13 protein-coding genes and 1 riboswitch are annotated in these 23,715 nt (G+C 69.3%); of the genes, 4 read left to right on the forward strand and 9 right to left on the reverse strand.

Annotated elements, in window-relative coordinates:
- Positions 1–5: 5 nt before the first annotated feature.
- Together CLV67_RS51110 and CLV67_RS16275 are read left to right on the forward strand one after the other, a co-directional pair.
- Positions 6–170, forward strand: a complete 165-nt coding sequence (locus CLV67_RS51110; protein ID WP_249037954.1) for a winged helix-turn-helix domain-containing protein — start codon at positions 6–8, stop codon at positions 168–170.
- On the forward strand, positions 95–703 hold the full coding sequence (locus CLV67_RS16275; RefSeq protein ID WP_146169188.1) for a transposase: 609 nt from the start codon (positions 95–97) through the stop codon (positions 701–703). The genes CLV67_RS51110 and CLV67_RS16275 overlap by 76 nt, the downstream gene beginning before the upstream one ends.
- A gap of 1,032 nt (positions 704–1,735) precedes the next feature.
- Here the strand turns inward: CLV67_RS16275 and CLV67_RS16280 are convergent.
- From CLV67_RS16280 to CLV67_RS16315, 8 genes are all read right to left on the reverse strand, one after another.
- Positions 1,736–5,068, reverse strand: coding sequence for a Calx-beta domain-containing protein (locus CLV67_RS16280; protein WP_106319167.1), 3,333 nt, complete (start codon positions 5,066–5,068; stop codon positions 1,736–1,738).
- Positions 5,069–5,188: 120 nt separating this feature from the next.
- Positions 5,189–5,266: riboswitch (cyclic di-GMP riboswitch) on the reverse strand.
- 306 nt (positions 5,267–5,572) lie between these two features.
- Complete coding sequence (locus CLV67_RS16285) at positions 5,573–15,589, reverse strand: Calx-beta domain-containing protein (protein ID WP_106319169.1); 10,017 nt, start codon at positions 15,587–15,589, stop codon at positions 5,573–5,575.
- Positions 15,590–15,965: 376 nt separating this feature from the next.
- The gene (locus CLV67_RS16290; RefSeq protein ID WP_106319171.1) at positions 15,966–16,589 is read right to left on the reverse strand and encodes a response regulator; all 624 of its coding nucleotides are present in this window, start codon (positions 16,587–16,589) and stop codon (positions 15,966–15,968) included.
- Entirely contained in the window at positions 16,586–17,731 is a 1,146-nt protein-coding gene (locus CLV67_RS16295; RefSeq protein WP_239166932.1) for a sensor histidine kinase, read from the reverse strand. The genes CLV67_RS16290 and CLV67_RS16295 overlap by 4 nt, the downstream gene beginning before the upstream one ends.
- Positions 17,728–18,513: an ABC transporter permease gene (locus CLV67_RS16300; protein WP_106319173.1), complete on the reverse strand. Its 786-nt coding sequence runs from the start codon at positions 18,511–18,513 to the stop codon at positions 17,728–17,730. Before CLV67_RS16300 ends, CLV67_RS16295 begins: the two co-directional genes overlap by 4 nt.
- Positions 18,510–19,346 carry an ABC transporter ATP-binding protein gene (locus tag CLV67_RS16305; RefSeq protein ID WP_106319175.1) on the reverse strand — a complete coding sequence of 279 codons (837 nt, stop codon included), beginning with the start codon at positions 19,344–19,346 and terminating at the stop codon, positions 18,510–18,512. Before CLV67_RS16305 ends, CLV67_RS16300 begins: the two co-directional genes overlap by 4 nt.
- Positions 19,347–19,439: 93 nt before the next feature.
- Entirely contained in the window at positions 19,440–20,195 is a 756-nt protein-coding gene (locus CLV67_RS16310) for an ABC transporter permease (protein ID WP_239166931.1), read from the reverse strand.
- A complete protein-coding gene (locus CLV67_RS16315) occupies positions 20,192–21,136 on the reverse strand; it encodes an ABC transporter ATP-binding protein (protein WP_239166930.1) in 945 nt (314 codons plus the stop codon). Before CLV67_RS16315 ends, CLV67_RS16310 begins: the two co-directional genes overlap by 4 nt.
- A gap of 138 nt (positions 21,137–21,274) precedes the next feature.
- Here CLV67_RS16315 and rnhA point away from each other — a divergent pair, with 138 nt between their 5' ends.
- Entirely contained in the window at positions 21,275–21,733 is a 459-nt protein-coding gene (gene rnhA / locus CLV67_RS16320) for a ribonuclease HI (RefSeq protein ID WP_106319177.1), read from the forward strand.
- Here rnhA and CLV67_RS16325 read toward each other — a convergent pair.
- Positions 21,721–22,089, reverse strand: a complete 369-nt coding sequence (locus CLV67_RS16325) for a hypothetical protein (RefSeq protein WP_106319179.1) — start codon at positions 22,087–22,089, stop codon at positions 21,721–21,723. The two genes, rnhA and CLV67_RS16325, sit on opposite strands and share 13 nt — an antisense overlap.
- Before the next feature lie 337 nt (positions 22,090–22,426).
- On the opposite strand from CLV67_RS16325, the gene CLV67_RS16330 reads away from it, so the two are divergent.
- Positions 22,427–23,692 (forward strand): ABC transporter substrate-binding protein, encoded by a 1,266-nt coding sequence (locus CLV67_RS16330; protein WP_106319181.1) that lies wholly within the window; start codon positions 22,427–22,429, stop codon positions 23,690–23,692.
- Positions 23,693–23,715: the final 23 nt, after the last annotated feature.

The following is a 23,715-nucleotide window of genomic DNA, read 5'->3' on the forward strand; positions in this document are numbered from 1 at the left end:
AAGCGATGCAACGACTCGGCTACACCGCCCAGCTGCCGGTCCACCGGGCGATCGAACGCGACGAGGACACGATCGCCCACTGGCGCCGGTACCGGTGGCCGGCGCTAAAAGGATCGCCGCGGGAAGCGGCGCATGGATCTGCTTCGCCGACGAGTGCGGGCAGACGCTGAGAGCAGCCAAGGCCACGACGTGGGCGCCCAGAGGCGTGACCCCGGTGGTCAAGGTGACCGCGAAGGGCACCGTACGGGTGTCGGTGGCCGGGCTGTGCTGCTACCGGCCCGGCCACCGATCCCGACTCATCTACCGCACCCGGCTCTACCACGGCCGTAAAGGCGAGCAGAAAGGCTTCCGCGAACCGCAGCTGATCGGCCTGCTCGACGCCGCCCACCAGCAACTGCAAGGGCCGATCGTGCTGATCTGGGACCGGCTGTCACTACACAGGACCCACGCCATCCGCGCCGCGATCGCCCGCCGGCCCTGGCTACGCGTCTACGAACTGCCGTCCTACGCGCCGGAACTCAACCCGGTTGAGAAGGTCTGGTCGACAATGAAACGCAGCATGGCCAACCACGCCGTCCGGACCGCCACCGCCCTCGCCGCCGCAGTGAAGAACCGCCTCAAACGCATGCAATACCGCCACGACCTGGTCGACGGCTACCTCACCGCGACCGGGCTATCCCCACCAGCCCCAACCAGACCCTGACCGTAAAAGGTGTCTAGACACCTTTTACGGTCAGGGTGCGGCCCGCCAGCCGTAGCTCGGCCGTGGAAGCCGGTCGGCAACGGAGGGCAGCGGGATCGCTTGACCGGCTTGAAGAGCGCGGCCTGATCCGGTGCTCCGGAGAGCGCCGCCGTGGAGGGCTGGTGGTGCGGCGGTGGGATCACACGCAGCCGTTGCGCGCGATCCTGCCGCCGCGATGGCGGCGGCAGGCGTCCACGGACCCGCAACGGGGGACCTCACCGTTGTTGCCGACGACGTCAGGAGCACACGCGAAGCCTGGATGTGTGCCCCAGCCGTAGCCAAGCCACGTCATGGCAGCTGGATTCGAGGGCTGAGAGGGGGCTGGCGAGCTGGACCTCGACTGCGAAAGCTCTCTAGATCTAGAGAGCCTTCGTAGTCAGGGTCCAGCTCGCCGGCCGCGGCGCCGGGTTCGGGTGGCTGTCGATCGTCCGGCTGTGGCCGGCGAACCCTTCCCGGCGCCTGTTGATCGCCCGGCCGTGGCCAGCGAATCCTTCCCAGCACCTTTGATCGCCCGGCCGTGGCCGGCGAACCCCTCCCAGCACCTGTTGATCGCCCGACTGTGGGCGGCGAACCCTTCCCGGCGCGGGAGGCAGCCGTATCCCGGAGCCCGACCTGAAAAACGGCTGTAGTTGATCGTCCAGCACCGGAGCATGGCTGTATCGGACCGCGAGCCGTAGCCCAGGCTGGTATTACCGAGCCGACCGCAAGCCGAGCACCGGGCCGACCGCAGGCCGAGCACCGCCGACGGCTCAGCCAGACAGCCGCCCCCGCGGGGAACCGGCGAGCCGCATCCGAGACCCCCATGCGGCTCGCCGGTTCGCACCCCGACTACGAAAGTTTTCTAGATCGGCCGGACGTCGGTGGGGCGGTCGGCGGATCTTGTGCGGTTGGGGCTGGTGGGGCGGCACAACGTCACTAGATCGACTCGGAGTGGCTGCACACGTGGAACGGGGGCGGCCTGTCGGCCGCCCCCGTCTCGTTGGAACTGTGGTGCTACTTGATGGTCACCGTCTTGTTGCCCGAGTAGCCGGTGTTGATGCCGGCGCTCGCGTTGCCGGCGACCATGGCGCGCAGCGTCAGCTTGGTCTTCGACTTGTAGCTGAAGGTGCCCTTCCAACCGGTCGCGGTCGAGGTGCCCTTACCGACGGTCGACCACTTGCCACCGGACCAACGCTGGACCGTGACAGCCTGGCCGGCCGTCCGCGGGTTGCCCGCCACCGAGACGCTCAGCTTGCCCTTCGAGGGCGAGCTGGCCGAGAAGGACGGGTTCTGCGTGACCTTGACGGTCTTGACCGCGGAGTTGATCTCGTGCGACCGGGCGACGAAAGCCCAGCCCGAGGAGAGCGACTTCGAGGAGAGCTCGAAGTAGCCGTCGTCGTCAGAGTCGGTCTCCGAGAGGTACTTGAATTCCTTCGGGTCGGTCGTGGGCAGCGGAGCACCCCACAGTTCGACCGTCGAGTTCGGAGATGCGGTACCGGAGAACGTCGCCAGGCCGACGCCCTTGGCCGGGCCCTTGACCGACAGCGTCGGGGTGACCGCGTCAGCCTTGTCGTCCGACTTGATGATGACCTCGCCGGCACCGCGGGCGATCGACGCTCCGGTCGGGGAGGCGCTGAGAAGCTTGACGTAGAAGTTCTCGTCATTCTCCTTCATCTTGTCGTTGATCACCGGAACGTTGACCTTGGCGGTCAGGTCGCCCGGCTTGAGGGTGATGACGCCCTTGGTGTACTCGTAGTCCTCGCCCTGCTTGGCGGAGCCGTCCACGGTGTGCCACGGGATCGTGACGGTCTGCGTGGTCTCCTTGGTGTTCTCGTCGAAGGCGAAGTTGACGTCTACGTCGACCGTCTGCTCCCACTCACCGATCGACTCGTCCTGCACCGAGGCTGCCGGCGGCAGGTCCGCGGGGTCGTCCGTGATCCGGAAGTTTCCCGTCGCCGACGTGAAGCCCTGCGGCGTGGCGGTGCTCTCCGAGACGGTGACGGCGAAGCCCTCGGTCGGCTCGTCGATGTCGTCCGGCAGAATGTAGAACTCGGCCAGCCTCGACTCGGCATCCGTCAGCGCGGTCTTGCCCCGGGTGACCGGGATCGACAGCGTGGCGAGAGTCGACGGAACCTCGAAGTCGACGGCCCGGGTCGCGGGGTTGTCCCCGGCACCGGCCGCGGTGACGCCGAGCGTGTAGTTGTACTGCGAGACACCGACGAGCGTGCCGATCGCGCGAATGGTGGTGCCTTCGGTGCCGGCGATCTCGGTGATCTTCAGCGTCGGCTTCGCGTCGTCACCGGTGATGGTTACCCGCGAGGCGTGCTGCACGTCCGCTGTGACGGTGTTCGACACCGCGGCGCTGGTCGGGGTGAACGTGACGACCAGTGCCTCGTCGCGCTCGTAGACCGCGTCCCCGTTGATCGGGACCTCGAGGTACGCGGTCGTCTGACCGGCCTTGATGGTCACGTTCTTGCTGGCGGGGTAGTCGTAGTCGTTGTCACCGACGGTCGTGCCGGCGTTGACACCGGTCTCGGTGGCGCTGCCCGGCGTGCTGAAGTCGGCGGTGAAGGTGACGTCCGAGCCGAGCGGGGCGCTCAGCGTGACCGGCACCTTGGCCATCGACTGGCCCTCGTTGCCCTCGGTCAGCGACACGTCCGACGTCGACCAGGTCGGCATCGAGTCGTCGGTGCCCTCGACGATGTAGACCGGCTGCGTGATCGCGAGGTCGGTCGCCAGGATCGAGTTGTTCGAGCTCGCCAGCTTGATGGTGAACGACTCGGCGCGCATGGACGTGTTGTACGTGATGCCTTCATAGGTGGTGTCACCCATGATGGTCACCGGGATCGTCCCGGTCCAGGTGGTGCTCGGTGCCTGGGAGATCGGGATGGTCAGCGTGCCCGACGTCCCCTTGTAGTCGGACCCGTTGGTGGCGGTGCCGTCGACGAAGGAGTAGTCGATCTTCAGCGGGGTCTCCCGCGTGCCGGCTCCGAGGGCGACCGTGACCGCGATCTGCTTGTCCGAGCTGCTGCTGGCGCCCTCGTCGTAGAAGACGTCGGCGTCGAACCCGGCGTTGTCACCCGCGTCCCGGTTGTTGACCAGGTCGAGGTCGGTGAAGTCGATGCCCGGGAGTGTGTCCGTGTCCTTGATCGTCGCGGTCGCCGTCGTCGGCGTACCGAGCGTGAGGCCCGTGCTCGGCGTGGCGATCATGCCGGTGAAGGTCTCAGTACCTTCGATGGTGCTGTCGCTGCCGGTCGTGGCAACCGTCTGGTAGGCGGTCTGCGTCAGCGCCGGGATGGACACCGGAGTGGGGGTGTTGACGCCGGTGAAGTCGGCATTTCCCGCCCCGCGCGCCTTGTCGCTGTCGGTTCCGTTCATGGTCCAGAAGTTGACCGTGAGGTCACGTTCCGAAAGGTTCGACAGCTTGATCGGGAAGCTCGCCTGCACCCCTTCGTTCACCGCGGCCGCGTCACCGATGCTCACCGTCGGCACCGCGTCGTTGTCCTCGATCCCGAGGTCGGCCGTGGCGGGTGAACCGAGAACCACACCGGTCGCGCCGGTCGCGGTGAACCGCACGTACTGCAGATCGACCTCGTCCACGGTGTCGTCGTTGACCGCGAAGTTGATCGACCCGGTCAGCTGGCCGGCCGGGATGGTGATCGTGGCGTCCGACGCGAGGGCCGTGAAGTCACGGGTCACACCGCCAGTGGAGGAAGCCGCCGACACCGTGCCGCCGATGGTCGTTCCCGCGGCGGCGATCGGAATCGTGATGTCGTTCTGCAGGATGCCGGTCAGAGTCGCGACCACCGGGACCGAGGCCTGGCTCTCCGGCACGCTCGCGGGAACGGACAGGTTCAGCGTCGGCGGGCTCGCCGGCAGATCGTAGATCGTGCCGGTGGCCAGCGTGACGAGGTCGTTGGCGTCGGCGGTACCGTCGCTGTCGGGAATGGGCTCGGTGGTGTTCATGTCGCCGTCGATGTCGCCGGCATCGAGGGCTGGGCCGTCGACGTCCTGCACCGCCTGCAGCTGGAAGGTCTCGTTACCCTCCACACCGCCGGTGGTGGTCGTGGTGACCGACACGGTGATCGTGTTGGTCCCGCCCGCGGTCGTTCCCGGGAAGGTGTAGGTGGCGGGCGAAGGAGTTCCGCCGAAGTCGGTGGTGACCGTGGCGTTACCGGTGCCCTGGATCGCCGAGAAGGTGATCGGCCGGGAGGCCGAGGCACCTGTATAGGTGATCTTGAAGTCGACGGTGCCCCCTTCCCAGTTGGCGGCCGGCGTGATGGTCAGATTGGGGATGACAGCGGCATATGCCGGCGACGCGATGAAGGTTGCCGGAACAAGGGCCACGGCCGATGCGGCAGCTGCCGCCAGAACTCGCCGGATTCGCTTGTGTCCCCAGAGCGTGAACGGCACCCGCTCTCGCGGCGCCGTATGGATGGGTCGATGACGCATTCTCTTCCTGTCTCCTTCGGCGGCTGGGCTACCTCAGCGGGGAGGCCCCTGGCTTTGCGTCCCCGCCTCACGACGGGTTTGCCTGTTCGGGTACCGCACCTAGGGCGGTTCGGGGTGCCGGTTCCAAACCGGCCCTCAGCAGCGCAAACACGGGATACGAAGATCCGCGTGAGGCGGCGCCAACTGCAATCTAACCGGCGTATCGCCCTGTTAGCGGCGGAACGGGTTTTTCGGTAGAAAGTCCTTCACATAGCCGGGATTCCGCCTCGACGCGAGACTCCGTCGGGCTCGCGAAGGCACCCTGACCAGCGGCGAACAGTACCCGCGGAGGCAGTCCCCCGTCCCGGGAAACGGCGAAAGGGCGGCCCGGTCGGACCGCCCTTCTCACCGCTCGGTCATCTATTTCACCTTCACCGACCGGGCAGGTGAGGATCCGGCGGTGATGCCCAGCGACGGCGTCGCGGAAATGACAGCCCGGAACACGTGGTTGCCGGCCTTCAGGGACTTCACCGTCACGCTGAACTTGCCGTTCGCACCCAGCTTGCCGTCCTCTACCTCGTCCCAGCCGCCCTTGACCTGACGCTGGATCGTGACCTTCTGACCCGGTTCGTCAGGATCGCCGGTGACCGTGAGGGTCGCGGCGCCCTTGGCGTTGGACACCACGGTGAGCTGCGGGTCCTGACGAACCTGGACGGTACGCACTGGCGACGTCAACGACCCGGCACGGACCTGGACCCGGTAGCCCTTGGTGAAGTTGGGCTTGAACGAGTACGCGCCGTCGTCGTCGGCCGTCGTGGTGGCGGCCACCTTGAAACTGCCGCCGGAGACGCCCTGTGCCGTGAGCAGCTCCACCTTGGTGCCCGGCGCGGCGGTGCCGGTGATCGTGATCCGTCCCTCACCGGTGCTGGTGTCAGGGGCGGTCAGGGTCGGCGCCTTCGGCTTGTCGTCGTCCTCGATGACGACCTCGGCCTCCGCGGCACCCAGCCTGGCGTCGGCCGGTGACGGGGTGCCCAGCTTCACGATGAAGGTCTGGTCGGCCTCGTCCTTGGTGTCGGGCAGGATCGGGATGCTGATGGTGGCCGAATCCGTCCCCGGTGCGAACGTGGCCGTACCCGATGATCTGGTGTAGTCCTTGCCGGCGTCAGCCGTGCCGTCCGCCGTCGACCAGGGGACCGTGACGGTGCGAGAAGTGCTGACCGCGCCGCCGGTGAACTGCACACGCACGTTCACCTTGGCGGTGCCGCCGCTCTCTCCGACGGAGGCGTCGGCGACCGAGACGGCCGGTGGCGTGTCGTCCGGGTCGTCGGTGATCCGGAAGGTACGGCTGCCGCCGGCCAGTGAGATGGTCGCCGTCTCGGTGTTCTCGTCGACGGCGTCGTCGAGGAACTCGATCGTGCCGAGGCGGACCTTGCCGCCACTCGCCGTGCCGCCGGGCACGGTGACCTTGACCCTGTCCAGTTCGAAGTCGTCGGGGCCGGCGTCCTCGCCGTCGGCAGCGATACCGGCGGCGGCCGCGGTGCTGATCTCATGGTCCCGCTGAGCTGTTCCGGTCACGGTGCCGGTCAGTTCGACCGTGTCGCCCTCGTCGACGGTGGCCGCCGTCGGGTCCAGCGTGATGGTGGGGGCCTTGTCGTCGTCGGTGATGAGCAGCCGGCCCTCCTGGGGCTTTCCGGCAGCGTCCTGTTCGCCGGCGGCCAGGGACACCACGACGCGGGCGTTCTCGTCGCCCTCGTACACCTCGTCCTGTTTGATCGGAACCGTGACCGAGCCGCTCGCGCTGCCCTCGGGAATCCGCAGCGCGGCGGCCGGCGTGCCGTAGTCGTCGGCCGTGGCGGTGCCCGGCTGCGCCTCGACGACCAGGTCGACGTCGCCCTGCGCCGGTTCACTCAAGGTCACCGCGAACGTCGCCGAGGCGTCGGCCTCGCGGGCGGTGACGTCGCCGCTCACGGTGAACGACGGCGCCGGCAGATCACGGTCGTCGTCGACGATGACGATGTCGGCCTCGCCACGGGCGATACCCGCGCCGGACGGGTCGGCCGCGACCAGGCGGACCTTGAAACTCTCGTCCTCCTCCCGGCGCTTGTCGTTGGTGATCGGCACCCGGATGACGGCGTAGTTCTGGCCCGCCGGGAAGTAGAGCCGGCTGCCCCCGTCCGTGCCGAAGTCCTCGCTGGTGGCGGTGCCGGGTGTCACCTCGTAATAGATGGTTACCGGCTGGTCGGTACGGGTGGCGCCGTTGCCGCCGGTGAACTCGAGCACCACCGGCACCTCGGCGTAGCCCAGTTCCTCGCGGACGTTGGCGGGGAGCACGACGGCCGACGGCGGCAGGTCGTTCGGGTCGTCGAGGATGCCGTACACGGCCGCGACCGGCGGCGCGCCCGAAACAGCCTGGCTGGTCGCGGTCACCGTGAACGACTCGGTCAGCTCGTCGGCGGTGTCGGCGGCCAGCGGGACCGACCGCAGCAGGACCGGCCCGGTGCTGCCGCCGGGCAGGACGGCCGGCGCGCCGCTGTCGACGTAGTCCTCGGGCTCGGCCGGGTCGTTGCCGGGACCGCCGGTGGTGAAGTTGAGCAGGTAGCCGATCGGATCCTCGGCCACGCCGGACGGGGTGGCGATCACGTCGACGAGGCCGCCCTCGGGGCCGTTCACCGAGTTCAGGGTGATGGTCGGCGCCGGGTCGTCGTCGGCGATGCTCAGCACGCCGGTCTGTGCCGGGCCGGAGGCGTCGGTCTCGCCGGGGGCCGGGGCGACGGTGTACGTCGCGGACTCCTTCTCCTCGTAGACCTGGTCGTCGACGATCGGCAGCGAGAAGGTGGCGGTCGTCTGACCCTGCGGGATGGTGAAGGTCGGCTGCGGTGACCCGTAATCGTCGCCGCCCGGACCGGTCTGGCCGCGCCGGGCGGTGTCGTCGGTGGTGCTGACCGTGAAGTCGACCGGGCCGGCCGCGGCACGCGCGAGCGTGACGGTGACCGCGACGGAACCCTGCCCTTCGGCCGCCGTGACGTCCGGTTGCACCTGGAATCCGACGGCGCTGTCACCCCTGATGGTCACGGTCGCGGGCGAGCCGCCGATCTCCGCGTTCGACGGGTTCGACAGCGTGACCTGCAGTGTCTCGTCGTTCTCGACCGCCGTGTCGGTGAGAGTCGTGACGGTGACGTCCTGGCTGGTGGCCGGTGGGGTGAAGACGAGCGTGCCGGACGTGCTGGTGAAGTCGGTGCCCGCGGTGGCCGTACCGCCGATGGCGTTGTAATCGACCGTGATCTGCTTCTCGGTCGAGGTGGCGGTGTTGCCGGCGACCGCGGCGAAGTCCAGGTTCACCGGGACCGTGGCGGTGCCCGCCTCGTCGACCGTGACCGGGCCGGCGGCCACCACCTTCGGCGGGAGCTGGGTGTTCCAGTCCCGGATCCGGCCGTAACCGGTGGTGTCGCCGATCCCCTGGACGCCGACCGAGACCTTGATCGTCTCGTCGTACTCGTCGGCGGTGTCCTGGGTGAGATTCACGGTGCCGACGTCGATCCGGTCGCCGCCCGGCGCGAGCGTGCCGGACAGGGTGAGGTTGTCGCGGGTGAAGTCGCCGGCCTCGGCCGGATCGCTGGTGCCGTCGGAGCCGCCCTCGACGACGGCCGTCCACGGCAGCGGGTCCTGGGCGTCGCCGGTGACGGTGAACCAGGCGCCGATCCCGCCGGTGCCCTCGGACTGCTCGAACCCGTCGAACGAGATCCGCGGCGCCGCGTCGTCGTTGGTGAGGGTCACGGCGCCGGGGTTCTCCGAGAACGAGATCAGGGCGTCCTCGTGCGACGGCTCGACGAGCAGGTCGATGACCTCGTCCTTCTCGAAGACGCCGTCACCGTTGACGGTCACGTTGATCGTCGCGGTGTCCTGACCGGCGCTGATCTGCACCGCCTGCGGCGCGCTGAAGTCCGACTCACCGGGTCCGGTGCCGCCCTGCACGGCGGTGCCGCCGGTCGAGCCGACGTACAGCGTGGTGTCCAGCGCGACCGGGCCGCTCAGCCGGACGGTGACGGGCACCGTGGAGACGCCGTCGCCCTCGGGGCGCGACTCGCTGCTCACCGACACGATGTTCACGGTGCCGGCGTTGTCGTCCTCGACGATCCAGACCGGGAAGTCGCCGTCGTTGTTCAGCGGGATGCCGGCGGCGTGGCTCGCGTTGGTCAGCCGGACCTTGAAGGCCTTGTTCCTGTTCGAGGGTGCGTCGTTGCCGCGGATCGGCACCGGGATCTGCTTCACGGTCTCGCCGGGCTGGAACGTCAGGTGCCCCGAGACGGGGTCGTAGTCGACGCCCTCGACCGCGGTGTCCGCGATCAGCGAGTAGTCGACGTCGACCGCGGCGTTCATCGCGGCGCTGAGGCGTACCTCGACGATCTGGTCCCGGACGCCGCTGTCGCCCTCCTCGACCGGACCGGTGGTGTTCGCGAAGATCGCGGCGTCGATGATCTCGCCGCTGGCGGCGCCCGCGTCGAGGGTGCCGGTGCCCGGATCCAGGACCTGGATGTGGACGACGCGGCTCTCCGGGTCGTATCCGCCGACCGCGAAGGTGGGCACCAGAATGAAGGCCGTCGTCGCCCCCGCCGGCACGACCACGGTGGCGTCCGTGGCCGGCTGATAGTCGGTGCCGGGAACACCGGAGCTCCGTTCGGGCACCGTGGAGTAGCGCAGCGTGATCGGGGTGGCGCTCGGCCGGCTGAGTCTCACCGGGAAGCTGAGCATCTGGCCCTCGATGACCGGGGTCGCGTTGCCGATCGTGATCGAGGGAGCTGCATCCCGGATCGTGACGGTGGGCATCGGTCCGGGACGCTCGGCGTTACGCATGTTGCTGATCGACAGGGTAAGCGTCTCGTCGGGCTCCGGCGTCTCGTCCGACGCGGTGGGGATGACGATCTCCGTGGAGTTCATCGGCGGATCGATGGTCACGCTTCCGCTGGTGGAGCCGTTCGAGGTGGCGTAGTCGAACGAGATGACCTTCTCGGTGCTGGTGGCGGTGTTGCCGGGCACCGAGGTGTAGTCGAGGGTGACCGGCAAGGTGGCGGGGCTCCCCTCGGTCACCGTGGTCTGCTCCGGCATCCGGATGTTCGGGGGCATGTTCTGGTACGAGTCACGGATGCGGCCGTACGCGGTGACCGGCACCTGCCCGGTGAATTCGACGGACGCCTCGAACGTCTCGTCGTACTCGTCCACCGAGTCCGCCGGGAGGTTGACCGTCCCGAGGTCGATCCGATTCGACCAGGGCTGCAGGGTGCCCGACAGCGTGAGGCCGCTGCCGTCGAAGTCGGTCGCCTCGGCCTGGTCGGAGGTGCCGTCCGAGGCTCCGCGGAGAGCGGCCGTCCAGGGCAGCGGATCCTGGGCCACGCCGTCGACATTGAACCAGAGCGACCCGTTGACGCCCTCGGTCTGGTCGAATCCGCCGAAGGTCAGCGCCGGTGCGGCGTCGTCGTTGTAGATCTTCAGCAGGGACTGTCGCATCGGACCGGTCACGTTCGGGTCGTTGGGACGCGGCGTCACGGTGATCGAGGCCTGCTCGTCCCGCTCGTAGACCCGGTCGCCGTTGATGGTCACCATGAAGGTGGCCTGGGTCTGACCTTCCGGGATGAAGACCTCATCGGGTACGGAGAAGTCGTTGCTGCCGGGGCCGGAGCCCCATCGGACCGCGCTCTCGTCCACAGCGGCGACGTCGAGGGTGACCGGGCCGGGCGCCGGGCCGCTCAGCTGCACGGTGAAGGTGACCTGTGTGGAGCCGTCGCCCTCGTTCTGCGGGGACGAGCTGACCGCCGCGACCGTCGGGACGCCCCCGGAGCCGCCGATCATGGCCGAGTGCTCGCCGGTGCCCATGACCTGCAGTCCCGCGTCGTTCGACAGGCCGTACAGCCGCACCTTGAGCATTTTGCCGGGCGCCGCGACGTTGAAGTCGCCCGGCAGCGGCGCCGAGATCTGCCGCGTCGTCTGACCGGGCTCGTAGGTCAGCGTGCCGGACGTGACCGGGGTGAAAACCCCGGTCGTCGCGGAGCCGAGCAGCAGTTCGTAGTTCGCCTGCAGCCGGGTGTCCAGCGGTGCGTTGAGGACCATGTCGACGACGGCGTTGCGGCTGTCGTTCTCATTGATCGACATGGTGCCGATCTTCAAAGCCGGATCGATGATCTTGCCGTACGAGGTGGTCACCGAACCCAGGGTGGCGGACCCGGGATTGGTGATCCGTGCGTTGACCGTCTCGCTGTCGTGCTCGAACTGGTTGTCCTGGTGTGTCACGACGTCGGCGGTGGCCGTGACCTGTCCGGGCTGGAACGTGACGGACATGTCGGAGATCTCGTTGTAGTCGGCCCCCGGAGTCGCCGTACCCGCCTCGGTGGAGACCCGGACCGTGATCGGGCTGTTGCTCGGACGGTCGAGGGTCAGCGGGAACCGGAGCATCCGGCCCTCGGGGACGGTGCCGGGGCTGCCGATGCCGACCGCCGGCACCACACCCGGATCACTGGACGCGCCGAGTACGGACGAGTGCTCGCCGGTACCCAGAACCGGCATGCCGGAGTCGGTGTACACGCTGTGCAGCCGGACCTTGAGCACCCGGTCGGGTACGCCGGGTTGGTAGTCACCCGGCAGCGCCCCGGTGATCGGCCGGCTGGTCTGACCCGCCTCGTAGGTGAGCGTGCCGGTGGCGATCGGCGTGAAGGTTCCGGTGCTCGCCGAGCCGAGCAGCAGCTCGTAGTTCGCCTGCAGCCGCGTGTCCAGTGGCACGTTGAGGACCATGTCGACGACGGCGTTGCGGCTGTTGTTCTCGTCGACCGACATGGCGCCGATTCGCAGGGCCGGATCGGCGATCTTGCCGTACGAGCTGTTCACCGGCCCGAGGGCGGCGGCGCCGGGATTGGTGATCCGCGCGTTGACCGTCTCGCTGTCGTGCTCGAAGACGCCGTCCTGGTTCGTCGTGATCTCGGCGACGGCGGTGGTCTGCCCCGGCTGGAACGTGACCGGCATGTCGAAGACCTCGGCATAGTCCGTGCCCGCAGACGCCGTACCGGCCGAACTGGAGACGTTCACCGTGATCGGGATGCTGCTGGGACGGTCGAGGGTCAGCGGGAACCGCAGCGGACGGCCCTCCGGAACGGCACCCGGGCTGCCCAGGCTGACCCGCGGCACGGCGCCCGGCTCACCGGACGCGCCGATCACCGACGAGTGCTCGCCGGTGCCGAGGACCTGCAGGCCGTTGTCGGCCTGCACGCCGTACAGGCGGACCTTGAGCACCCGGCCGGGAGTGCCGGCGTCGTAGTCACCGGGCAGCGGCCCGGAGATCTGCCGGCTCGTCTGACCGGGCTCGTACGTCAGCGTCCCCGACGAGATCGGGACGAAGACACCGGTCGTCGCCGAGCTGATCAGGAGCTCGTATCCGGCCTGCAGGCGGGTGTCCAGCGGGACGTTGAGAGCCATGTCGACGACGGCGTTGCCGCTGCCGTTCTCGTCGACCGCCATGGTGCCGATCCGCAACGCCGCGTCGACGATCTTGCCGTAAGCGGTCGTGGCCGAGCCCATGGTGGCAAGGCCGGCATTGGTGATCCGCGCGTGCACGACCTCGCTCTCGTGCTCGGAGACGCCGTCCTGGTTCGTCACGATCTCCGCGACGGCGGTGGTCTGCCCGGGCTGGAACGTGACGTCCATGCCGACGGCCTCGACATAGTCGAGGCCCGGGGTCGCCGTGCCGCCCTCGGTGGTGACCCGCACCGTGATCGGGATGCCGCTCGGACGGTCGAGGGTCAGCGGGAACCGCAGCGGACGGCCCTCAGCGACCGCACCGGGGCTGCCCATGGTGACCGTCGGCATGGCGTCGGGATCACCGGGCACCTTGATGAGCGTCGAATGCTCCCCGGTGCCCATGACCGGCAGGCCGGAGTCGGTGTTCAGGTTGAACAGGCGAACCTTGAGCATCCGGCCGAATGTGGGTACGTCGTAGCCGTCCGGCAGTTGAGCCGTGATCGGCCGGCTCGTCTGACCGGGCGCGTAACTGAGCGTGCCGGACGAGATGGTGGAGAACGTGTTCGTGGTCGCGGAGCCCAGCTGGAGTTCGTAACCGGCCTGCAAAGGCGTGTTCAGCGGGACGTTCAGGACCATGTCGACGACCGCGTCGCGGCTGTCGTCCTCATTGATCGACACGGTGCCGATCTTCAGCGCCGGATCGATGATCGTGGCCGTGGCGGTCGCCGTGCCCAGGTCGGCCGCTCCCGAGTCGGCGATCCGCGCGGTCACCGTCTCGGCGGCGTGCTCGAACTCGCCGTCCGGGTTCGTCGTAACGACGGCGACGGCCGTGGTCTGGCCGGGTGTGAAGGTGACCCCTTCCTCGGAGAGCTCGGTGTAGTCGGCGCCCGCCGTCGCCGTGCCGCCCGTGGTGGAGACCCGCACCGTGACCGGGCTGCCGGTCGGCTGGTCGAGTGTCAGAGGGAACCGGAGCGGCATACCCTCCGGGACCGGACCGGGGCTGCCGATGCTGACCCGGGGCGTGACGTTCGGATCGTAGTCACTCACCGTGACCGTAGTCGTCTCGTTCCCGTCGACCACGGCATTGACGGCACCGTTCAGCGTGACGACGAAGTTCTCGTTCGACTCGGTGTCCTGGTCCGGCAACGTATCGAGGGTGATGTTCGCGGGATCGCCCGGCTCGATGGTCAGTGTGCCGCTCGCCGCGGCGTAGTCGGTGTCCTCGCCCGCGGTGCCGGGAGTCACGGTGTAGTTGACCGTGATCGGCTTCTCGGTGGCGCTTGCGGCGTTGTCGGGTATCGCGGCGAAATCGAGGGTCACCGGGATCGTCACGTCCGAACCCTCCCGGACGGCCACGGTCTGCGGGACGACCAGCCTGGGCTCTTTCTGGGTGTCGGCATCGGTGATGGTGGCGAAGCCGCTGACCGGGTCCGCGTCACCCAGCTGGACGGTGGCCTTGAGCGTCTCGTCGAACTCGTCGGCGCTGCCGGGGGCCAGGTTGATCATGCCCAGGGTGAGTCGTTCGGAGCCGGGACGGAGGTCGCTGAAGGGTGCCAGGCCGGCGTTGACGAAGTCGTCCGTCTCGGCCGGGTCGGTGCCGTTGTCGGAGGCCCCGGCGACCGAACCGGTCCATCGGATCGGGTCCTGCGCCTCGCCGGTCACGGTGAACCCGACCTCGACGCCGTCCGTGCCCTCGGGCCGGGTGAAACCGTCGAACTCGAGCGTCGGCGGGTCGTCGTCGTTGCGGATCGCCAGACTGCCCGCCCGGGGCGAGCCGGTCACGTTCGGATCGTCGGCTCGCGGCGCGACCAGGATCGAGGCCACCTCCAGCTTCTCGAAGACCGCGTCGCCGAATACGTCGGCCTGGAATGTCGCGGTCTTCGCACCGGCCGGGACGGTCACCGTGTCAGGGACGCGATAGTCGAGACCACCGATCGTCTCGGGCTCGTCCTGGACAGCGCCGGCTACGCCCGCCTCACTGGCCGGGCTCCCGGTCACGTCGAGAATGATCGGCTCGTCGGCCGCCTCGGACAGGGTCACGGTGAACTCGGCCGTGGTGATGCCGGAGCTGCCCTCGTCGGCCCCTTCCTGGGACACCGACTGGACGACCGGACGCTGCTCGTCGTCGCCGATGATGTAGGTCCGGGGCTCCATTCCCCGGGCGCTGCCGCCGGTGAGGCCGGACAGGGCGAGGGTGAAGGTCCGATCGCCCTGCCAGCGGTCGTTGCCGAGGATCGTCACCGCGACCCGTTTCGTCTTCTGCCCCGGTGTGAAGGTAAGGACGTCGGCGACCGGGGTGAAGTCCTCGTTCCCGACCGCGTTGCCGTCTCCGGTGGCGACCGCGTAGGCGACACTGGCCGTGTTCTGGAAACCGATGTTGAGGGTGATGTCGATTTCCCGGGTCCGGTCCTCGTCTCCCTCGTCGAACCCGTTGACCGGCGTCACCGTGAACACCGCGTCGACGATGTCGCCGCTGGCGGCCCTGGTCCCCGGCGTGGCGGTATCGGGATCGACGATCTCCAGGCCGATCGACTCCGGGGACTCCTCGGCCGATTCGTCGGGGAGCGTCTCCACCTCGACCGTCACCGTCGTCTCACCCTGGGGGATGAGCACCTCGAACTGGTCGAGGCCGGTGTAGTCCGCACCCTCGTCGGCCTCGGTACTGGACGTGGACACCTTCACCGTGAGGTCGGCGTCGGCGGACTCACTCAGGGTCACCGGAAAGCGGAGTGTGTCGCCCTCGGCGGTGTCCGCGGCCGCACCGACGCTGATCGTGGGGACGACAGCCGCGTGCGCCGTGCCCGGCAACACCGCCACGGCCGGTACCAGACCCGCGGCTGTGGCGGCGGCCACGGAGACGGCGGCGCGGAAGCGCGCCGGCGCCCACAGCCGGAGCGGGACGTCCCCGGACGGGCGGTCGGTCCGTCGATTGCGCATCGGTTCGTTCCTTTGTATCGGTCAGCGGACCCGGGGCGGTGGGACGGCCGGTCAGCGGACCCGCACCGACCGGGCCGGCGACGTTCCGGCGAGGATGCCGAGCGACGGGGGTCGCGGAACCGCAGCGGTGGTGTAGTTCAGTGCGAAGGGGGTAGTACGTCTCCGAGCCGGCGGATCTTGAGGGGAAACGCGCCCGTCTCGGGCGTCGGCCACGTTCGGAAGAGGGTCTGGTGGGCCGGGCGTGCGGGCATGGCGACCTGTCTCCTTGAACGACTACCGGGTGCAGGAAGGCGCGCTGAGCTGCTGGAACAGGCTGCGCCGTCGTTAAGATATCTGCCCGGATAGCGGCTTATGACAGGTTTTCGCGTATCTGGGCTCAGGGCCCCAGCAGGCCATGCCTCATCGCGGTCGTCACCGCGGCGGTACGGTCCGCGACGTCGAGTTTGTTGAACACCCGCAGCAGGTGGGTCTTCACGGTGGCCTCACTGATGAACAACCGCTTGCCGATCTCGGCGTTGGTCAGACCGCCGGCCACCAGCTTGAGGACCTCGGTCTCCCGCGCCGACAGTGCCGGCGGAGCCGGGCTGCGCACCTGCCGGACCAGGGTCGACGCCACGCTCGGGGCCAGCACCGTCTCACCGCGTGCCGCGGCCCGGACCGCGTCCGCCAGCTCCGCCGGGGACGCGTCCTTCAGCAGGTAACCGGAGGCGCCGGCCTCGATGGCGCGCAGGATGTCCCGGTCCGACTCGTAGGTGGTCAGCACCATCACCCGTACGCCGGGCACGGCCGACAGGATCCGGCCGGTGGCCTCGACGCCGTCGCCGCCGGGCATCCGCAGATCCATGAGCACGATGTCGGGGGCGAGTTCGAGGGCCCGGTCGACGCCCTCGGTGCCGGACGACGCCTCCCCCACGACGGTCAGGTCGGGTTCCGCGTCGAGCATGCCGCGCAGCCCCATCCGAACGACCGGGTGATCGTCCACAAGAAGAATGCGGATCATGCGGGGATCTCCAGTTCGACGGTGGTGCCGGTGTCGGCCTCGCTGCGGATGGTCAGGACGCCGCCGGCCTGCTCGGCCCGGGACCGCATCCCCGGAAGCCCGAACCCGCCCGAGGCCGTGGTGTCGAAGCCGCATCCGTCGTCACGGACCACCAGACGCACCGACGACGGTGCGTAGGCGAGCAGCACCGCGACCTCGTTGGCGCCGGCGTGCCGGCGGATGTTCGTCAGCGACTCCTGGGCCGCGCGCAACAGCACCACCTCGAGCCGCGTCGGCAGGCCGCGGAAGTCACCGGTCACGCGGAACGAGGCGGGCACGCCGGACTCCTCGGTGAAACGTGCGGCGCTTCGGCGTACCGCATCGGGAAGTGACGCCGAGGCCAACGCGGTGGGTGAGAGGGCCGCCACCATGGCCCGGGATTCCGCGAGATTCTCCCGTGCGGTACGCACGGCGAGCGCCAGCCGCTCGTCGCGCAGGCCCGGATCGGCGGCCTGGAGCAGGGTGATGATGCTGGTGAAGCCCTGTGCGAGGGTGTCGTGGATCTCGCCGGCGAGCCGGGCCCGTTCGGCAGCGACCCCGGCCTCGTGGGAGAGCCGGGCGACCTCGGCACGGTTGGCCTCGAGTTCGGCGATGAGCTGGGCGCGCTGTTCGCTCTGCTCGGCCATCTTGGTGATCCAGACGCCGATGCAGATGCCGGCGGCCGTGGAGATCGCCGCGATCACCAGGTCGAGGGCGAGGCCGTTGCTGCCGCCGCGGACGATTCCCAGCAGGACCGGGATCACGTTGGCGACCGCGACGAGGGCGACCGCCCGGCGCAGCGACACCAGCATGAAGATCATCGGGATGATCATGAACATCAGCCAGGTGGCCAGCGGGACGGCGGCGACGGCGACCGTGAACAGCGTCAGAATCCCGGCGCACGTCAGCAGCGACGAGATGCCCTGCCAGTCCCGCAGGATCAGTGGCCGGGCGACGGCCAGATAGAACACGACCATCAGGGCTATCGCACCGGCCGCGACCACCCTCGGCCCGGTGGAGTAGCCGTCGACCAGGACGACCGCGGCCGCCAGCGCGACCGCGGTCACCAGGAAGTACAGCTCCCACAGCCGGATCGACGGCATGGGGGTGTCCTCGGTGGTCATCGGTCTCGGCTGCTCCACCGGAACGTCACCAGGCACAGGATCAATCCGATCACACACCACACGCCGAGGACCATCGCCACGGTGCCGAGGTTCCAGGCGCCGCCGATCTCCTGGGTCTGCGCCCCGTCCGGCAGGAAGACGTAGCGGAAACCCTGCGCCATCCAGCGGACCGGGAAGATCGACGCGACCTTCTCCAGCCAGTCCGGCAGCTGGCTCATCGGGTGGATGAACACGCCGGAGACGAACTGCAGCGCCACCACCGGCACGTTGAGGATGGCTCCGGCGTTGCGGGCGTTCTTCACCAGGGCGCTCACCGCGATGCCGAGCGTCGAGCACGCGAACACCGAGAGCAGGAAGATCCAGCCGAAGGTCAGCCAGTGCGCGGCGTCCGGCAGCGGCATGTCGAAGACCAGCACCCCGACTCCGATCAGCACCGCGGCCTCGGCCACGCTCAGGCCAAGAACGAGAAGACCTTTCCCGATCAGGTACGCCGACGCGGGCATCGGCGTTCCGCGGAGTCTCTTGAGCGTCCCGTCCTCACGGTCCATCGCGAGTCCGGCGCCCATCGTCACGAACGCCGTGTTCAGGATGCCGTAGGCGATCATGCTGGCCGTGAAGACCCGGCTCACCGCCACGCCCTGGTCGGTGGACTCGCTGCCGAAGATGGTGCCGAACAGCAGCAGGAGCAGGGCCGGGAAGAAGAACGTGAAGACGACGGCGGTCCGGTCGCGCAGGAACTGCAGCAGCTCCACGTGGCCGCGGCTCAGGCTGACGGCGATCATCGGGTGGCTCCGATCAGGCTGAGGTAGGTGTCTTCCAGGGTCGGACGGGTGATCGTGAGCGTGGTGAGGTCGACGCCGTCCGCCAGCAGGCGCCGGATCAGATCGGTCGGGTCGGGCACCTGCTCGGTGCGAGCCGTGCCGTTCTCGGTCCAGCTCACCCGGGCCTCGGCCGCGGCCCGGCCGCCGAGCGTGGCCGGGGTGCCCTCGGCGACGATCCGGCCCTCCGCGACGACGGCGAGCCGGTCGGCGAGCGCCTCCGCCTCGTCCAGGTAGTGGGTGGTGAGCACGATCGTGGTGCCGTCGGCGGCCAGGGTGCGGATCAGGTCCCAGAACTGGCGACGGGCCTCCGGGTCGAAGCCGGTGGTCGGCTCGTCGAGGAAGAGCAGCTCGGGACGGCCGACGATGCCGAGGGCCACGTCCACCCGGCGACGCTGGCCGCCGGAGAGCGTACGGATCTTGCTGTTGCGTTTCTCGCTGAGGCCGACCAGCTCGATCACCTCATCGGCCTTGCGCGCCTCGGGATAGAAGCCGGCGATGTGCCGGACCATCTCGTGCACGGTCAGGTCGGCCGCGTCGTCGGCGTCCTGCAGCACGATGCCGATCCGCGCACGCCAGGCCGATCCGGCCCGGCCCGGGTCCTCGCCGAGCACCCGCACGTCACCGGCGGTCCGCCTGCGGTGGCCCTCCAGGATCTCCACAGTGGTCGTCTTGCCGGCGCCGTTCGGGCCGAGCAGGGAGAAGATCTCGCCACGGGCGACGACGAGGTCGATGCCCGCGACCGCGTCCCGCCCGCCGTATGTCTTACGAAGTCCGGTTACCTCGATGGCTTCCATGCATCTGATCGTGCTCTGTTTCCACCAGGTGAGGGACGACCGCGCGGCTGTCACCGGTTGTCCACCGATCGATGGACACGGTCACTCCCACCTTCACTCCCAGCGAAATTTCCGGGCGGCGAGCGCCGGCCAGGCGATCGCCCAGACGGCCAGCGCCAGCCAGATCCCGGCCGGGACCGAACCGCCGTACATCAGCGTCTCTCGCAGCGCCTCGGCGTGCGCGGCCAGGGGCAGCAGGAACCAGCCGGCCGTGCCCAGGTCGGGCGCGCCGAACATGATGCCGCCGACGGACAGCATCACCACATAGATCAGGGTGGCCGCACCGGTCGTGGTCTCCGGCTTGAGGATGCTGGCCAGCAGCAGGGCCAGGCCGCTGTACCCGGCGGTGGCCAGCACGGTCACGCCGAGCGCCGGCAGCAGGGCGCCGGCCTCGGGACGCCAGCCGACGGCCAGGCCGACCAGCGCGAGCACCAGCACCTGCACCGCGATCTGGACCAGCACGGCTGCCGTCTTGGCGAGCAGGAGGCCCGGCCGGGTCAGCGGAGAGGCACCGAGCCTTTTCAGTACGCCGTAACTGCGCTCGTATCCGGTCGTGATGGCCTGGCCGGTGAACGCGGTCGACATGACGGTCAGGGCCAGGACGCCGGGCACGACGTAACCGAGACGGTCGGTGGTCGGCAGGTTGGTCACATCGAAGAGGCCGGCGCCGAGCAGGACCAGCAGCGGCACGCCCATGGCGAGTACCACGGCCTCGCCCCGGCGGGCGGTCAGCAGCAGCTCCATCCGGATCTGGGTGGCCAGGATCGTCCGCATCGGGGCCCGTCCCGGCGCGGGGGCGAAGGTGCTCACTTGGTTGCTCCCACCGGGGTCTGCGTGGCGGTCAGGGAGAGGTAGACGTCCTCGAGCGTGCGGCGGCGGGTGTTCACCGCGGTCACGTCGGCGCCCACGCTCGCGAACCAGGCCAGGATCTCGGCCAGCCCGGCGGTGTCCAGGGCGCCGGAGATCGTGTACTGCCCGGAGGCCGGCTCGGCAGCCGTCCAGCGGCTGCCCAGGCCGCTCAGGTCCAGGCCCGGATCGGCCCGCAGTTCCAGGACCTCGATGGCGGCCGCCGAGGTCAGCTCGGCGGGGGTGCCGGTCGCCGCCACCTCCCCGGACCGCATGATCACCACGTCGTCGGCGAGACGCTCCGCCTCGTCCAGCAGGTGCGTGGTGAGCAGCACGGACACTCCGTCGGTGCGCAGCTCCTCGATCAGCTGCCAGGTGGTGTGCCGGGCCTCGGTGTCCATGCCGGCGGTCGGCTCGTCGAGGAAGACCAGCTCGGGCCGGCCGACCAGGGCCACCGCGAGGCTGAGTCGCTGCTGCTCGCCGCCGGACAGCCGACGGAACCGGGTGCGCTCGAATTTCCGCAGCCCGAGCCGGTCCAGCAGCATGTCGGTGTCGAGCGGGTTCGCCGCGAACGACGCGAACAGCCGCAGGATCTCGCCGGCCGTCGCCCACGGGTAGACGCCGCCGGACTGCAGCATGATGCCGAGCCGGGGCATCAGCGCGTCGTGGTCGCCGACCGGGTCCAGCCCCAGCACCCTCGCCACGCCGTCGTCCGGCCGGCGGAAACCCTCACAGACCTGCAGCAGGCTGGTCTTGCCGGCGCCGTTGTGCCCGAGCAGGGCCAGAACTCGCCCGCGTGGCAGGGTCAGGGAGACCCCGCCGACGGCCGTCGTGCCGCCGTAGCGCACCACGACGTCTCTGACCTCGACCGCGGCCGCGTCGCCACCCACCATGAGTCCGCCCATTCGCCATTACGTCCGCCACCGCCACCATACGGTGGCCCATCGAAGCCTTCGGCCAGCCTCCCCCGCGCACACGTCCGGCGCCTCCTCCCCCGGGCCGCTCCCGCTCGTACCAGAGGCCGGGCCTTAGGGTTCTCAGGTATGGGTGTCGTGCAGATCTACACCGACGGGGCGTGCGCTCCCAATCCCGGACCGGGCGGCTGGGGCGCGGTGTTGCGCTGGGGCAGTGCGGAGAAGGATCTCTGCGGTGGTGAGGCCGACACGACCACGAACAACCGGATGGAGCTGATGGCCCCGATCCGGGCGCTGGAGACGCTGAACCGGGCTCCGCTGACGGTGGAGATCTACACCGACAGTGTGTACGTCCGCAACGGCATCACGCAGTACATGCACAACTGGAAACGCAACGGCTGGATGACCGCCGCCCGGCAGCCGGTGAAGAACGTCGACCTGTGGAAACGGCTCGACGAGGCGGTTCGCCGCCACGACGTGACCTGGCACTGGGTGAAGGGCCACGCCGGTCACCCCGAGAACGAGCGGGCCGACCGGCTGGCCGCGCGGGGCCTGCGCGAGGCGGTCGAGGCGGCTCAGCGCGGCTGATCCTCGGGCGCGAGGGCGCGCGGGCGCGGGACCTTGGCGCGGGCGACACGGTCGGCGGGGAGCCGGTATGTCGCGGCCCGCACCAGCTCCTCCGGCACGGTGTGGCGGCCCTCCCGCTGCGACGGCACGTCGGGCACGTCGGTGACGACCTCGGGTGCGACGGAACGGCGGCCGGCCGCCCGTGCGGCCATGCTGAACACGTTCCGGGTGGCCGCCTCGTAGCCGGTCTTGTAGGCCTCACGCAGGTCGGGCCCGCTCTGCCGGCGCTGGTGGAGACGGCCGGCCGCATACCCGGCGCAGGCCATCAGGACGGCGGCCAGAACGATGATGAGGACGATGTCGCCCGGTGCGGTCATGTTCCGATTGTGACGAACTGGATAGACCGTCAGCTATGGCCCGTTTGACCTACCCCGGAGGAATTAGGTCGAAGGCTCAACTCACTTTCCGTAATCGTGCGGTGGCCATTGATTCACCTTTCATGCATCTAAACAGGGCCCGCTCGACGGCGACACATTAACCGTGAGTTACATTCAGCACAGCACCGAAGCCGCCGCGCGGCATCCGCCCAGGTCAAGATCGAAATGACGCTGAAGCGGTGATAGGTCACGAGTTGACACCTTTGAGCGCTGAGCGGCACGGTTACTTCCGATTGTCCTCGTGACAACGCCGGGCTCGGGATGATTGGGGAAGGCCATGCGCAGCACACGACGTGCCCTGGCGGCCGTCGTCAGCGCCGCCGCACTACTGGTGGCGTCGGCCTGCTCGGCCGGGAAGGACGACGACACCACCGCCTCGAAGGTCGAGGTCTTCACCTGGTGGGCCGAGGGTGAGGAGAAGGCCGGTCTCGACGCCCTCGTCAGCCGGTTCACCAGCGCCTGTCCCGGGCAGGAGTTCTCCAGCGGCACGGTCGCCGGCGGCGCCGGCATCAACGCCAAACAGGTCCTCGACGCCCGCCTCCAGCAGAACGATCCGCCCGACGTCTTCCAGGTCCACGCCGGCGCCGAGCTGCTCGACCACATCGACGCCGGCCAGATCCGCGACCTGACGGCCGAGTTCTCGACGTGGGGCCTGACGGGCACCCTGCCGGAGGGTCTGATCGAGACCATCACGGTGAACGGCAAGCTCTGGTCGGTGCCCGCCGGCGTGCACCGGGCCAACGTGGTGTGGACCAACGACCAGGTGCTCGCCGACGCCGGCATCCTGACCGCGCCGAAGAACCTGAAGGAGTTCATCGGCAACCTGGCCAAACTGCGCCGCGACGGCGTCGAGTCGCCCCTGGCGATGGGCCGCGACTGGACCCAGCTGATGCTGCTCGAGGCGGTGCTGATCAGCGATCTCGGACCGAAACGGTTCACCGGGCTGTTCACCGGCACGACCAAGTGGGAGAGCAAGGCCGTCCGCGCGGCGATCCAGGACTACAAGCTGATCCTGGACTACACCAACACCGACCGGGACTCGCTGGACTGGCCCGAGGCGGAGCGGCTGCTCGTCGACGGCAAGGCCGGCTACCAGCTGATGGGCGACTGGGTCGCGGCGGATCTCGAGGCCGGCAACTTCAGCGGGTACGACTCGTTCGCGTTCCCCGGCAACGGCAAGGCCTTCCAGTGGCTCGCCGACTCGTTCGTGCTGCCCACCCGCGCGGCCAACCAGGCCGGCGGCACATGCTGGCTGCAGACCGTCGCCTCACCCGAGGGGCAGCAGGAGTTCAGCGCGAAGAAAGGCTCCATCCCGGCCCGCACCGACGCGCCCACCACGGGCTTCTCCGACTACCAGCTGGAGGCCGTCGAGGACTGGAGGACGGGCACCGCGGTCCCGTCCTGCGCGCACGGCTCGGCCTGCTCCCAGCCGTGGCAGAACGCGGCCAACGCCGCGATCGGCGCCTTCTCCACCTCGGGCGACGCCGCCGCGCTGCAGAGCGCGCTGGCCGCGGCCGCCAAGCAGTTCATCCGCCAGGCCTGAGGGCGGGCGCGACGGCCGATCTT

Source organism: Actinoplanes italicus (genome assembly GCF_003001815.1).
GTDB classification, from domain to species: domain Bacteria; phylum Actinomycetota; class Actinomycetes; order Mycobacteriales; family Micromonosporaceae; genus Actinoplanes; species Actinoplanes italicus.

Excerpts from the sequence above, each read along its gene's own strand:
- CLV67_RS16330 (WP_106319181.1), top strand. The coding sequence starts at position 22,427 with ATGCGCAGCACACGACGTGCCCTGGCGGCCGTCGTCAGCGCCGCCGCA.
- CLV67_RS16285 (WP_106319169.1), bottom strand. The coding sequence starts at position 15,589 with ATGCGCAATCGACGGACCGACCGCCCGTCCGGGGACGTCCCGCTCCGG.
- CLV67_RS16300 (WP_106319173.1), bottom strand. The coding sequence starts at position 18,513 with ATGATCGCCGTCAGCCTGAGCCGCGGCCACGTGGAGCTGCTGCAGTTC.
- CLV67_RS51110 (WP_249037954.1), top strand. The coding sequence starts at position 6 with ATGCAACGACTCGGCTACACCGCCCAGCTGCCGGTCCACCGGGCGATC.
- CLV67_RS16315 (WP_239166930.1), bottom strand. The coding sequence starts at position 21,136 with ATGGGCGGACTCATGGTGGGTGGCGACGCGGCCGCGGTCGAGGTCAGA.
- rnhA (WP_106319177.1), top strand. The coding sequence starts at position 21,275 with ATGGGTGTCGTGCAGATCTACACCGACGGGGCGTGCGCTCCCAATCCC.
- CLV67_RS16290 (WP_106319171.1), bottom strand. The coding sequence starts at position 16,589 with ATGATCCGCATTCTTCTTGTGGACGATCACCCGGTCGTTCGGATGGGG.
- CLV67_RS16295 (WP_239166932.1), bottom strand. The coding sequence starts at position 17,731 with ATGACCACCGAGGACACCCCCATGCCGTCGATCCGGCTGTGGGAGCTG.
- CLV67_RS16305 (WP_106319175.1), bottom strand. The coding sequence starts at position 19,346 with ATGGAAGCCATCGAGGTAACCGGACTTCGTAAGACATACGGCGGGCGG.
- CLV67_RS16325 (WP_106319179.1), bottom strand. The coding sequence starts at position 22,089 with ATGACCGCACCGGGCGACATCGTCCTCATCATCGTTCTGGCCGCCGTC.